General features: G+C 40.3%; 11 protein-coding genes. 10 read left to right on the top strand and 1 reads right to left on the bottom strand.

Features of this window, described 5'->3' with window-relative positions; translation table 11 throughout:
• Window positions 1–10: 10 nt before the first annotated feature.
• Entirely contained in the window at window positions 11–1,039 is a 1,029-nt protein-coding gene (locus tag AAG186_RS01275; RefSeq protein WP_342621857.1) for a LacI family DNA-binding transcriptional regulator, read from the bottom strand.
• Window positions 1,040–1,218: 179 nt separating this feature from the next.
• Here AAG186_RS01275 and AAG186_RS01280 point away from each other — a divergent pair, with 179 nt between their 5' ends.
• The 10 genes from AAG186_RS01280 (at window position 1,219) to AAG186_RS01325 (ending at window position 13,486) form a co-directional block, all read left to right on the top strand.
• Window positions 1,219–2,514 (top strand): glycoside hydrolase family 125 protein, encoded by a 1,296-nt coding sequence (locus AAG186_RS01280; protein WP_342621858.1) that lies wholly within the window; start codon window positions 1,219–1,221, stop codon window positions 2,512–2,514.
• 2 nt (window positions 2,515–2,516) lie between these two features.
• Window positions 2,517–5,201 (top strand): alpha-mannosidase, encoded by a 2,685-nt coding sequence (locus tag AAG186_RS01285; RefSeq protein ID WP_342621859.1) that lies wholly within the window; start codon window positions 2,517–2,519, stop codon window positions 5,199–5,201.
• Entirely contained in the window at window positions 5,185–6,579 is a 1,395-nt protein-coding gene (locus AAG186_RS01290; RefSeq protein ID WP_342621860.1) for a glycoside hydrolase family 1 protein, read from the top strand. The genes AAG186_RS01285 and AAG186_RS01290 overlap by 17 nt, the downstream gene beginning before the upstream one ends.
• Entirely contained in the window at window positions 6,580–7,458 is an 879-nt protein-coding gene (locus AAG186_RS01295; RefSeq protein ID WP_125164112.1) for an ROK family protein, read from the top strand.
• Complete coding sequence (locus tag AAG186_RS01300) at window positions 7,455–8,348, top strand: ROK family protein (protein WP_342621861.1); 894 nt, start codon at window positions 7,455–7,457, stop codon at window positions 8,346–8,348. The genes AAG186_RS01295 and AAG186_RS01300 overlap by 4 nt, the downstream gene beginning before the upstream one ends.
• Window positions 8,349–8,395: 47 nt before the next feature.
• Window positions 8,396–9,358 carry a type I phosphomannose isomerase catalytic subunit gene (locus AAG186_RS01305; RefSeq protein ID WP_342621862.1) on the top strand — a complete coding sequence of 321 codons (963 nt, stop codon included), beginning with the start codon at window positions 8,396–8,398 and terminating at the stop codon, window positions 9,356–9,358.
• A 91-nt stretch (window positions 9,359–9,449) separates the two neighbouring features.
• The gene (locus AAG186_RS01310) at window positions 9,450–10,118 is read left to right on the top strand and encodes a histidine phosphatase family protein (protein ID WP_254007221.1); all 669 of its coding nucleotides are present in this window, start codon (window positions 9,450–9,452) and stop codon (window positions 10,116–10,118) included.
• 43 nt (window positions 10,119–10,161) lie between these two features.
• Complete coding sequence (locus AAG186_RS01315) at window positions 10,162–11,382, top strand: GNAT family N-acetyltransferase (RefSeq protein WP_254007222.1); 1,221 nt, start codon at window positions 10,162–10,164, stop codon at window positions 11,380–11,382.
• Between the two features lie 26 nt (window positions 11,383–11,408).
• A complete protein-coding gene (locus AAG186_RS01320; protein ID WP_331836748.1) occupies window positions 11,409–12,161 on the top strand; it encodes an HAD-IIB family hydrolase in 753 nt (250 codons plus the stop codon).
• A gap of 98 nt (window positions 12,162–12,259) precedes the next feature.
• Entirely contained in the window at window positions 12,260–13,486 is a 1,227-nt protein-coding gene (locus tag AAG186_RS01325; RefSeq protein WP_200542508.1) for a hypothetical protein, read from the top strand.
• Window positions 13,487–13,488: the final 2 nt, after the last annotated feature.

Raw genomic sequence — 13,488 nt, forward strand, 5'->3', positions numbered from 1 at the left:
AGAGTCTCCTTTAATTCGTAGAATTTCGCTTTATAAGATTTACGTCAAGGACTTGACGGGATACCGGATGACTTGGATTTTTAATTCGTGAAAGTAACTCATTCATGGCGACACGTCCTATCTCCTCAAAATTTTGAGCGATGGTTGTAAGAGGAGGATCAACATATGCGCTTGCTTGTGTATTATCGAATCCAACAATCTTTAAGTTTTGAGGAATGAGAAAGCCGAGGTGTTTGAGTTCAGCCATTAAGGTTAGAGCTAAAATATCATTGCCACACACAAGTCCGCAATGCTTGGATTGTAGTCTTTCTAAGAAGTCTGAATCTAAGGTTCGATCAGATGGGGACCATAAAATTGGATTTTGATGCGTGTAATCAGATGATTCTGACAGTGCTCTTAAATAACCGAAGTAACGTGTACGAATCGAGGACACGTTCTCAATATCTTCCGAAGTCACAAACAAGACTTCATCTACACCTTGTTCTATCAGATGTTTAGTTGCTTCGTAACCACCTTGATCGTTATTTGAAACCACGGTTGTGATTGGCATACCGGAAACTTCCTTATCCAAGATTACTACCGGGATGTTTCGTGCATAGAGAGTAAAGACGGCTTCCAGTGCATCGTGATTGTCGATGGGATAAAAGATAACGCCAGCGAAATCATCGTATTGCGTTTCTAAATCGTAGCGTTGAATCTGTAAGCGGTAAGGCGTTCCCTGTAGAGCTTGAAGCATTCCGGACGTGTAATCACCAAAATTCGAAGCATCGGGGAAAGGCATCATAAATAATAAATCATAGACATCTTCGGATGTTTTTTTTGTATTGGATTCTGCTACAAAACTCCCCTTTCCTTGAATGCGATAAATTAAACCATCTTGTTCAAGTTCGTTTAGGGCTCGTTTTGATGTAATACGGCTTACGCCATAAGTGGTGGAAAGTTCAAGTTCTGTCGGTAATTGACTGTGTACCGATAAGGTTCCGTTCATGATATCTCGTTGGATATCGTTTTTTATTTTTTCATATAAGGGTTTTGTCATGATTCGCACCTCTATCTAGTTGATATATCATATCGAAATTATAGCATGTTTAAGGCTTAAATCAATCCAATAAAACGTACTTAAAAACCTATAATTTGTCCATTATTTTAAATGTTGGTATATCATACAATGATTGTGTAAATAGTAATCATAAAATGATATATCAACTAGGAGGGTTTATGACAACTTACAATACGGTACCGCAATCAGTAGAGAAGCTGATTCGCGAAATTCAAACGCAATGTGGTGAAGAACATAAAGCTTGGGGAGAAATATTTGAAAACGTCTTTTCCAATACATTACTCACAACGGTTAAACGGATTGCAGAAGATGATACGTTTGTTTTAACGGGTGATATACCTGCGATGTGGCTTCGCGATTCTACAGCACAAATTCGCCCTTATTTAGTTCTCGCGAATGAAGATGAGTCCATTAAAGAAATGATTCTAGGGTTGATCAATCGTCAAATTTTCTGTATTAACCATGAACCGTATGCGAATGCATTTAATGAGACGGAAAATGGAGCAGGTCACCAAACGGATAACACTTACATGACACCGTTTATTTGGGAACGTAAATATGAGATCGATTCTTTATGTTACCCGATTCAATTGTCCTATCTCTATTACCAAACTACTCAAGATACTCGGGTATTTAGTGAAGCTTATACGCAAGCAGTACGTTCAATTTTAGATGTATGGGAAACAGAACAAAATCATGAAACATCTCCATATACGTTTACGCGTCCAACAGATCGTCCTGAGGATACTCTAGTAAATGAAGGTCGCGGAACACCTGTAGCTTATACAGGGATGACATGGTCTGGTTTTAGACCCAGTGATGATGCGTGTGAGTATCACTATCTTGTGCCCTCAAATATGTTTGCGGTGGTTGTTCTGGAATATATAGAAGAAATATACTCTGATATTCTAAAGGACTCGGAAATTGTAGAGCGGGCACAAAAACTTCGTAATGAAATTAAAGAAGGAATTGAATCGTTTGGCGTTGTGGATACAGATTATGGATCAGTTTATGCCTATGAAGTGGATGGTCTTGGCAATTCGAGTCTGATTGATGATCCAAATGTTCCTTCACTATTAGCAGCACCCTATCTTGGGTACTGTGCATGGGATGATCCAATGTATCTTCGTACACGCAATCATATTCTAAGTCCATCAAACCGATATTTCGAATCGGGAACTTTCGCATCAGGGTGTGGAAGTTCTCACACACCTAAAGGTTATATTTGGCCAATTGCACTGGCAATTGAAGGATTGACTACACCTGTTCTCGAAGAGAAAAAGCAAATTATCGATACGCTTGTTAAAACGGATGGTGGTACGAAAATGATGCATGAAAGTTTTAATGTAGAAGATCCAACACAATATACACGTGAGTGGTTTTCTTGGGCAAACATGATGTTCTGTGAACTGGTTATGGACTACTTCGGAATTCGTGTTGGAAAGGAACAATAAAGATGAAAAAAATTGTACATATCATATCCCACAGTCATTGGGATCGAGAGTGGTATTTACCTTACGAGCAACACCATATGCGTTTAGTTGAACTTATTGATGATCTTTTGGATTTATTTAAAACAGACCCAGAATTTAAAAGTTTTCATCTGGATGGACAAACCATTCCACTTGATGATTATTTAGCGGTTCGTCCTCATCGACGTCAAGAAGTTCTTGAGGCAACGCAATCTGGGAAACTAAAAGTGGGACCATTCTATATTCTTCAAGATGATTTTTTAATCAGCGCTGAGGCGAATACACGAAATATGTTGGTAGGACTTGATGAAAGTAAACAATGGGGAGAACCAGTAATGTTGGGTTATTTCCCGGATACATTTGGAAACATGGGACAAGCGCCACAATTGATGAAACAAGCAGATATTCATGCGGTTGCGTATGGACGTGGAGTAAAAACGACTGGATTTAATAATGTTGTTGTGGATGAGACGTATGTATCAAATTATTCCGAATTGATGTGGGAAGGAGCAGACAAAACTGAAATATTCAGTATTTTGTTTGCGAATTGGTATAGCAACGGAAATGAAATTCCTGTTGAAAAAGAGGCTGCTCAGGCCTTTTGGGATCAAAAACTTGCGGATGTTGAGAAATACGCATCTACACGTCATTTACTCATGATGAATGGGGTTGATCATCAGCCGGTTCAAAAAGATGTAACAAAAGCCATTCGTACTGCTCGTGAACTGTATCCCGACTATGAGTTTATTCATAGTAATTTCGATGATTATCTCGAAGCGGTGATGGCAGAATTACCAGATGACTTAGGTCGGGTTAAAGGGGAACTGACAAGTCAAGAAACAGATGGTTGGTATACACTTGCGAATACATCATCTGCACGTGTTTATTTAAAACAAAAAAACACCGAAGTCCAAAACCTTCTTGAACTTGTGGCAGAACCTTTAGCTACGATGGCAATGAAGGCAGATTACCCACATGACATGCTTCGTTATGCGTGGAAAACTCTGATGCAAAATCACCCTCATGATAGCATTTGTGGTTGCTCAGTCGATGCGGTACACCGACAAATGATGACCCGTTTTGAAAATGCGGAGGAAGTGGGATTGTATGTTAGAGATCTTGCATTAGATCATTTGGAAAAACAAATGGATACGTCGATGTTTCCAAAGGCCAGTCGTCCCTTCACAATTTTCAATACACTTGGTGTCAAACGCCATGAAACTGTAACCGTCACATTGGAATGGGAACGTTTAAATTTCAACCGCGAACAACCCGACCACCTTTATAAGCAACTCGAAGCACGTGTTTTACCACCTCTTTGTGTTCAAGATGAACAAGGAAATACGGTTCAAGCAGAAATTTTAGATACTTGGGTGCAGTTTGATTACGACTTACCCAAAGATGGATTCCGTGTACCTTATATGTCCAAACGCATTAAGGTGAGAATGTCGTGTGAATTGCCTGCGCTCAGTTGGAAGAGCTTCGCACTTGTTGAAGGGGAACATGAGCCTGAGCACATTGAGAAACCTGTCGAAAGCAATACGCTTGAAAATCACCATTTGAAAGTGACCATACATGAAAACGGAACGGTGGATGTTTATGACAAAGTGAATCACAAATCCTATTTAGATGTGTTTTATTACGATGATGCGGGGGATATTGGGAATGAGTACATCTTTAAACAGCCTTACGGGGACCAAACACGAACCAGTCGCCATGTTCAAGCGCACGTTGAGGTACTGGAGCGTAGTCCACTGATTCAACGTATCGCGATGACTCAAAATCTTGAGATTCCCGTAAGCGCAGATGAAACGTTATTGTATGAACAAATTTCTGTTACCGAAATGCGTCAGCGTACGGCTCAACGAAGCCTTGAGACAGCACCGCTCACCCTGACGACAGAATTTACGCTCGAAGCAAACAGTCCGGTATTAAAAATCGAGACACGATTTACAAACGAAATGAAAGATCACCGTCTACGTGCGTGTTTTGATGTTGGGTTTAAGACCAGTCATCATCAAGCTGAAAGTATTTATGAAGTCGTAACCCGTCCGAATGCGGTAAGTAAATCATGGGAAAACCCTTCGAACCCACAACACCAACAAGCTTTCTGCGGGCTTTACACTCAAGATCAGGGTGTGGTTGTTGGGAATATTGGCTTGAATGAATATGAAATTATCAATAATGACACGATGGCTGTAACGTTACTTCGAAGTGTCGGAGAAATGGGGGATTGGGGATATTTCCCAACACCGGAAGCACAATGTTTAGGAGACCATCAAATGACCCTCTATCTTGCATGTCATGGAAAGGGTGATCGTGTTCAAACATATCAAGCCGTTAAAGCAAAACATGTTGGATTCCAAGTGAAGCAATGTAACCATCACAAAGGAAACCTTGCACCGACTCAGACATATCTAAACGTTACAAGCCAACATATGTGGATGACGGCTTTAAAACGTAACGAGCATGGTGAAGATCCAATCCTGCGTTTATACAATATGGAATCGGATGCCGGTGATTCTTTGGAGGTATCTTTCAATCAGTACACTGTTATCAAATCCGATGTCTTAGAACGCGATAAAGGACATTTTGATGGGATTATCAAACCAGCAGAAATTGTGACCCTTCGCTTTAAAGAGGAGGATGCTCATGAAACCGACCGATAAAATTAACTTACCGAAAGACTTTTGGTTCGGAGCTGCTGCGTCCGCGCCACAAACAGAAGGGGCTGCGCAAATCGATGGCAAAAGCCCCAGCACATGGGATATGTGGCACACATTAGAACCGGAGCGCTTTGATCAAGCGATGGGTCCAAATGTAACCAGTGATGTTTACCATCACTATCGTGATGATGTTAAACGCATGCAAGCAATGAAACTGAATTCATATCGTACTTCAATTGCATGGACCCGTCTTTTACCCGATGGAAACACCTTGAATCCAAAGGCAGTCACATTTTATCGCGACTATTTTAAGGCAATGCGAGAAGGTGGGATTGAACCGGTTATCAATCTTTTCCACTTCGATATGCCTTGGTGGTTGATGGAAAAAGGGGGATGGGAGTATGAAGGAGTAAGTGATGCATTTGCTTATTATGCACAGGTTTGTGTTGAAACATTTGGGGATTTGGTGACCTATTGGACAACATTTAACGAACCGATTGTTCATGTGGAGTGCAGTTACCTCTATGGATATCACTATCCTGCAATTCATGATTTTAAAAAAGCGATTCATGCAGGATATCAAACTATCTTAGCTCACGCCAAAGCCATTCAGGCAATGCGGATGGTTAATCCAAATTTAAAACTTGGCACCATCCTCAACCTAACGCCGGTCTATGGTAAAAGTGATCACATTGCCGATCGGAAAGCACAAGAAGCGGCGGATTTACTGAATACGAAAAGTTTTCTTGATGGCATGGTACTTGGAAGGTTTTCTGAACCATTGCTGGATTTACTGCGTGAACACGATCTAATCCCGGATACAAACGATGATGATCTTGAAATTATTTCAAAGGTGAAGCTTGATTTTATCGGTGTGAACTATTATCAACCACGTCGTGTTCAAGCACCTGTAAAAGCAACATATCCAGCGCAAGATCCAAAAGATCTCTACATTCCTTATACTTGGCCAAAACGGAGAATGAATCCTTATCGTGGCTGGGAAATCTATCCAGAAGCGCTCACGGATATCGCAACACTTATTAAAGAAGATTACCACAATATCCCTTGGTATTTATCTGAAAATGGCATGGGAGTTGCGGATGAGATGCGGTTTGTCGATGAAAACGGAACGATTCAAGATGATTATCGCATTGAGTTTATCTACGATCACCTAAGTGTTTTGGAACAGGCGATTGCGGATGGTGCTAATTGTTTTGGATACCATTTGTGGACCTTTGTGGACTGTTGGTCTTGGCTTAATGGATATCGAAATCGCTATGGATTCTATCGTGTTGATTTAAAAACACAAAAACGCTATCCAAAACAAAGCAGTTTTTGGATGCGCGATGTTATTGAACACCATCAAAAGGGGGGCGAATGAATGAAATACTTTGTCTTTGATTGGGGCGGAACGTCTGTAAAATATGCGCTTTGGGATGGAGAAGCCTTAAGGGAACATGGCGCATTTAAAACCCCAACAACGTGGGAACATCTGAAAATTGAGATGTTAGAGCGGTTTAAACCTTACCAACATAAAGTGGCAGGGATAGCGATCTCTACACCGGGTAGTGTTGATATCGAAAAAGGCGTTATCGGTGGTTTAAGTGCGATTGACTACATTCATAACTTTGAGATTGTAACGGAGATGGAATCGCTATTTGGTCTTCCGGTAAGCATTGAAAATGATGCGAATTGCGCGGCGCTGGCGGAAAGTTGGCGTGGTGTTGCGAAAGATCTAAACAATATCCTCTTTGTCGTGATTGGTACGGGTATTGGGGGTGCAGTTATTGTTGATGGAGTGCTGCAACGCGGAACACAGCGCTTTGCAGGTGAATTTGGCTGCATGATTTTTGATGGGGAAACGACATGGAGTATGGCCGGTACTGCCGTTCACATGGCAGAACGCTATTGCCTTCGCAGTGGTCTGGCACTCGATTCGGTATCGGGAGCGGAAGTGTTTCAACGAGCGGAACGTGATCCAATTGCTCTAGAGGAAGTGCATAAATTTTATGACGCTCTTGCCTTAGGGCTTTATAATCTTCAATTCACGCTCGATCCCGAATGCATTGTTTTAGGAGGTGGCGTTTCGAAACATCCAGAATTAATTTCTGAACTCAATCATCGCATTACAAGTCTTTTAAAACAAGCGCAACTTGAAGACGTAAACATTAACCTAAAGGCTTGTGCATATCATAATGATGCGAATCTGATTGGCGCGGTTGCATCACATTTAAGTCAATGTGGAGGGGGAAAATCATGAAGTATGCCGTAAGTGTAGATATAGGGGGCACCAATACACGCGTAGCCCTAATCGATGAGATGGGAACCATCATTACGCGCACAATGTTTCCAACGGACACTCAAGATCCTAAGGCGAATCTCGAAAAAATTTATGAAGTTGTAGTGGCATTCGATACACCCATCCTGGGTGTAGGCATGTCATGTCCGGGTCCACTTGATCTCAAAAAAGGGATTGTATTGACCCCACCCAATCTTACAGGATGGCATGGTTTTCCATTAAAACAAAATGCGGAGTCCATTTTTAAATGTCCTGTCTATGTTGAAAATGATGCGAATCTTGCTGGGCTTGCGGAAGCGTGTCAAGGCGCGGGACAAGGCTTTGAAATCGTTCAGTTTTTGACGATTAGTACCGGTGTGGGGGGCGGTTTGGTAATCAACCAAAAAATATTTCAAGGTGCCCATGGATTTGCGCAAGAAATTGCGAACATGATTCTTGTTCCTGGGGGACATCAATTAAAACCATTGATGCCTGGAAGTTTAGAATCAATGTGCAGTGGAACTGCACTGGTTGCACGTGCCAAGGCTTTAGGCCTTGAGGTAGAACATGCAGGTGATGTGGTGGCTTATGCGACAAAAGGAAATCTTGATGCTCAACGGATTCTTGATGAAAGTAAAGAATACCTGGCGAATGCCCTTGCCGGCATGGTTGGGATGATTGATCCGGATCTTATTGTATTAGGCGGCGGTGTGGCATTAAACATCGATGGGTATGTTGAGGATGTGACGCACCGTGTTAAAGAAAAAGTATACGATGTTCAAAAAGAAAACATTCGAATTGAGAAAGCAAAACTGGGGGATGACAATGGTCTTCTTGGTGGGGCTTTACTCGTGTTTAATTCACTTTCATAAGTGTTGTGGTTGGCCACAACACGTGACCAACCTTAAGGGAGGTTAATATGGCTGTAATTAAACTAAGTCCTGCATTTAAAGATTATCTTTGGGGTGGGACACGCTTAAAAGAAATGTATCAAAAACAAACAGATTTAGATATTGTGGCAGAAAGTTGGGAAGTATCGACCCATCCAGATGGTCCGAGCTATGTAGTAAGTGGTGTAGACTCAGGAAAAACACTTGCGGAATACATCAAATATTATGGAACCCAAATCTTGGGTACACATGCACAGGATTTTAATTTTTTTCCTATCTTGGTTAAGTTTATCGATGCGAAAGAGGACCTATCCATTCAAGTGCATCCTAATGATGAATACGGACTCAAACATGAAGGGGAATATGGTAAAACAGAAATGTGGTATATTGTTGAAGCAGATCCTGATTCCGCAATCTATTATGGTACCAAACATTTAATGAGTCGCGATCATTTTGCCCAAGCAATTGAAGCGAATACGGTACTTGATGTTTTAAACCGTGTACCTGTTAAAAAGGGTGATGTAATCTTTGTGGAAGCAGGAACCATTCATGCCATTGGCGCAGGAATTGTTATCTGTGAAATCCAACAGAATTCCAATACAACCTACCGTGTTTATGATTATAACCGAAAGGATGTCTACGGTAATCTTCGTCCACTACATCTAAAACAAGCTTTAGATGTTTCAAACTTAAAACCACTGGATACCAACTTCAAACCCCAAGGCGACCTTGAAGTCCATAATAATTATCAAAAACAATGCCTTGTATCATGTCCCTACTTTCAAACTTCAAAAATGAATCTATCGGGTGCTTTCGAGTATGTCGTAGGTCCGGAGAGTTTTGAAGCGTGGGTCGTATTAGAGGGGTCGATGGATGTGATTCATCAAGAACAGAAACTATCCCTTCTACCAGGAGAAACACTCTTCCTTGAGGCCAATACAAAGGATATCCACATTTCTGGAACAGCAACATGCTTATCAATAACTGTTTAAAGTGCCTTGTGCACTTTTTTTTCGGGGGTATCTCAAAGCAGGAATGTTTAGAAACTGCTATACTATCACAGTATGGTTGTTGGAGGTAAATATGAGTAAACCAATTAATGTATATGTTATTAGACATGGAAAAACAATTTTTAATAATTATGACCGCATGCAAGGGTGGAGTGATACCCCTTTACTTGAAGAAAGTGAAGTACTTGCACGTCAATTAGGAAAAAACTTAAAAACAATAGATTTTGATGCACTCTATTCAAGTGATAGTGGACGTGTATACCAAACACGTGACTGCATCCTCGAAGGTTATGGACATGCTTTACCGATGCAAGCAGACCGCCGTTTCCGCGAATTCTTTTTTGGACATTTTGAAGGTGTTCCTGTTGTGGAGTTGTGGAATAAAATCGCAAAACATCGCGGATATGAAAACTTTGAACACTTACAAAAAGAAGTTAATATGATTGATCGACTCGATTGGATCCATCAATTTGATAACTGTGGTGCTGAATCATCCGCTGAGTTCGAAAATCGTATTGTGGCAGGTCTTGATGATGCATTAGAAGATGCACGTAAACAAGGTTATGAGAACGTCATGCTCGTATGTCACGGTGCAGTGTGTGCACAACTTTTTAAATTATATGCAGAAGGTGTTTGGTTAAATCGCAGTCCTGAAAACTTAAGTGTTTCAAAACTCGTGTGTAGTGAAGATTCACGGATTTTTGAGTTTGTAAATAATACTCAAATTTTGAACCAATTGTAAAGTGACTTATTTTTAATTATAATAAAAACAAAGAGGTGAAAGAATGAGTAAGCATTCTACGCACAGAAAACTAAAACTTAAACCCGTAACCGTTGAGGATATTGATCAGTTTAATGAATTGTTGCGGTATGTATTTCAAGTTACTGGGGAAGAAATAATCAGTTCAGGGTATGAAGACGAAGAAGAAATTGTACGTGCTAAACGTCCAATTCTAAGTCAAGCTGATGTTTTTGGTTGGTACAATCAAGATGAGTTGGTGTCTCAAATCGCAATCTATCCCTGTGAAGTTAATGTCCATGGGACCTTGTATCAAATGGGAGGCATTACCGGTGTTGGTACGTATCCTGAGTATGCCAATATGGGCTTAGTGCGTGAGTTAATTCAAAAAGCATTAGAATCCATGCGTGAAAACAAACAATATATCTCCTATTTGTATCCTTATAGTATCCCGTTTTACCGGCATAAGGGCTGGGAGATTATTTCAGATCAAATGACATTTACTCTTAAAGACAGCCAATTACCCAAAACAGTTCCTGTAAAAGGACATGTTGAACGATTAGAAATTGATGATGAGGATGTCTATCGTGTTTATGATCAATTTGCTCGTAATAATCACGGTGCGATGATTCGTGATCGTTTAGCTTGGGAAGAATACTGGCGATGGGAAAATGAAGAAGATCGTTTTGCCGCAGTTTATTATAATGCAGATGAGGAACCTACTGGTCTCTGTTTTTATTGGATTTCCGATGAAGTCTTCAATATTAAAGAGATGATCTTTATTAATCAAGATGCGCGCAAAGGAATTTGGAATTTTATTGCCGCTCACTTTTCAATGATTGAATCGGTGAGTGGAAAAAACTATTCTGGAGAACCCATTGCATTTTATCTTGAAGACAGCGATATTGTTGAAACGATTCAGCCCTACTACATGGCTCGGATTGTGGATGTGGAAGGGTTTCTACGTAACTATCCCTTCGCAGACATCTGCGAACCGTTTCATTTTATCGTCGAAGATCAGGCAGCGCCATGGAATCATCGAATTTTTGGTATCAACTGGGATGATGAAGAGAATATTCTGATTAGTAATGAAGCGGTAGGTCCTGAAATTCGATTGGATATTGGAGCCCTTACTACATTATTAATGGGATATAAATCCGTATCGTATTTATCACGACTTGGACGCATAGTGGGTTCGCAACGTGCATTACGAAATCTTAAACGTATTGTAGTGTCCGACCGTGTATATTTTTCAGATTACTTTTAAACAGATAGAAAACTATGAGGAAGATTATGAATTGTGTTTTTGATATCGATGGAACAATTTGTTTTGATTATATGAATTTAAGTGAAGAAGGGGTTCAACTTTTAGAAACGCTTGAAGAAGCAGGTCATCACGTAATGTTTGCTTCCGCAAGACCCATTCGTGATATGTTACCGGTTCTAAAAGATCGCTATCGTAACTATACGTTAATTGGTGGAAATGGTTCAATCATTTCTCAAAATGACCAAATTGTGGACGTATGTCTTTTTGAAGCGGATCTTTTAAAATCGATTATGGACGTTTTAGAAGATGAATCTGTGATCTATTTAGCAGATGGCAGATGGAACTTTAGTTATAACGGAGATGGCTCCCATGAATTAATGCAGTATGTTAATCGAGGGAATCTTGGCGACAATGTACCGTTTGAATCATTAGATGGGGTTATGAAATTAATCGTTTTAGAGGCTGAAGATATGAATCGTGTTCACGATCGTCTAAGTGATCTACCGGTTTCATTTTACCGTCATGAATCGACAGGAACTTTAGATATACTGGCATTTAAAACATCGAAATATGATGCCTTAAAACGTCTTGGCATCGAAGATTATTTTGCGATGGGAAATGATATCAATGATATAGAGATGCTCGATCATGCCAATCCCGGAATTATGATCAACTTTAATGAACGCCTTGCACCTTATGCAGATTATCAAGTAGATTATGATGAACATTATCTTAATACCATTTTAGAAATTATTGAAAATCATAAAAAGACAGTATAAACTGTCTTTTTTTTTGACGTTTAGAACATAATATTAATGTTTTATAACATTGCACCATGAAATTCGTTGGGAACTCCTAAAATTAAGATAAAAAAGGGGTGGATGCATTGAATTGTAAACAATTAAAAAAACGGATTAAAGATTATAAAGTGCTGGCTCTGCTCATTCTGGTGGGATTGATGACGGTAACATGGTTGGGATGGGAAAATCGCCCAGCGCAAATGCGTTCAGCCCGTTATACCAATGTGCAAAACTATGAAACCATCACGGGATCCTATGACTTTACCGATACATATACTTATTTTGAGTCATTGGGTGCTCCAGTCTCGCAATCACTTTTCAAACTGGAAAAACCCTACACCTATAATGCCAATAAAGTTGATGTTGTTTTTCAAGGATATGAACTTGTTGAACTTGAACAAGCAATTCAGATTGGAACTGCATCACGAACGCCAAAAACAAAACGGTATTTGATTATCCATGTAGTTATGGAAAATCACCAACAAGAACCAATTGTGGTGAAGAATTTTCAAAATTTCAATTTTGAACGGGATTATCTTACCGCGATTAAAACCGATGCCAGTTACCCAAATTTAAATTGGACCAGTGCATCTGCAACGGGCGGGCAAATTACGATACAACCCGAATCGTCCCAAGCAGGAGATCTCTTGGTTGCGTTGAGTCCGACTCATTATGCCAATCTCTTTATGGATGGCGGCATTAAAGTGGAGTCGCCTGAAATCGATTTTGAAGATGACTTATCGGATGATCGCTTGTTTGAAAGTTATCGTCAATTGGATCTTCCGATTGCTGAAACAGAAGTTGCGAAAATCTATGATACATCAGCTGCATTACCGACAAACATGCTGCGTTCAGCGAATGGTCATGGTGTGGTAACTGAGCAATATTTACCCGATGTTACGTTTAAATCTGAGGACGGACTTTTATCCGCAACGTTGGAACGTATCGATTTTATTAATGCTGAATACAAACCATCCTACCGTGAAGGAAGACGCTACGCGGAAAAAGGGGTGCAACGGTCTATGGTGTATCGGGTCCGATTTGAAAATCACGGTACCCGACCAATCCAGGTGACTGATTTACAAACGGCACTTGAATCGGTCAATACAGGGCGTAAACGTTCGAATTATCCAGCATCAAGTCGAAGCTTCATTAATCCAAATGAACCGAAAGAAGTTTTGTATGAATTGGAAGAACACAGCAATTCTGTCATGAAAATCAATAGCGGGGATCAACTCGAATTCACCGTTGTATCAGAGAGTAATCGCACCTTATTAACGGGAACCTTTACACTAGAAAAATAGGA

The sequence above is a fragment of the Erysipelothrix sp. P66 genome, assembly GCF_038682365.1.
Classification (GTDB): domain Bacteria; phylum Bacillota_I; class Bacilli_A; order Erysipelotrichales; family Erysipelotrichaceae; genus Erysipelothrix; species Erysipelothrix piscisicarius.

What these genes read in the sequence shown, in the direction of transcription:
- AAG186_RS01275 (WP_342621857.1), bottom strand. Translation starts at nt 1,039, where the DNA reads ATGACAAAACCCTTATATGAAAAAATAAAAAACGATATCCAACGAGAT.
- AAG186_RS01280 (WP_342621858.1), top strand. Translation starts at nt 1,219, where the DNA reads ATGACAACTTACAATACGGTACCGCAATCAGTAGAGAAGCTGATTCGC.
- AAG186_RS01285 (WP_342621859.1), top strand. Translation starts at nt 2,517, where the DNA reads ATGAAAAAAATTGTACATATCATATCCCACAGTCATTGGGATCGAGAG.
- AAG186_RS01290 (WP_342621860.1), top strand. Translation starts at nt 5,185, where the DNA reads ATGAAACCGACCGATAAAATTAACTTACCGAAAGACTTTTGGTTCGGA.
- AAG186_RS01295 (WP_125164112.1), top strand. Translation starts at nt 6,580, where the DNA reads ATGAAATACTTTGTCTTTGATTGGGGCGGAACGTCTGTAAAATATGCG.
- AAG186_RS01300 (WP_342621861.1), top strand. Translation starts at nt 7,455, where the DNA reads ATGAAGTATGCCGTAAGTGTAGATATAGGGGGCACCAATACACGCGTA.
- AAG186_RS01305 (WP_342621862.1), top strand. Translation starts at nt 8,396, where the DNA reads ATGGCTGTAATTAAACTAAGTCCTGCATTTAAAGATTATCTTTGGGGT.
- AAG186_RS01310 (WP_254007221.1), top strand. Translation starts at nt 9,450, where the DNA reads ATGAGTAAACCAATTAATGTATATGTTATTAGACATGGAAAAACAATT.
- AAG186_RS01315 (WP_254007222.1), top strand. Translation starts at nt 10,162, where the DNA reads ATGAGTAAGCATTCTACGCACAGAAAACTAAAACTTAAACCCGTAACC.
- AAG186_RS01320 (WP_331836748.1), top strand. Translation starts at nt 11,409, where the DNA reads ATGAATTGTGTTTTTGATATCGATGGAACAATTTGTTTTGATTATATG.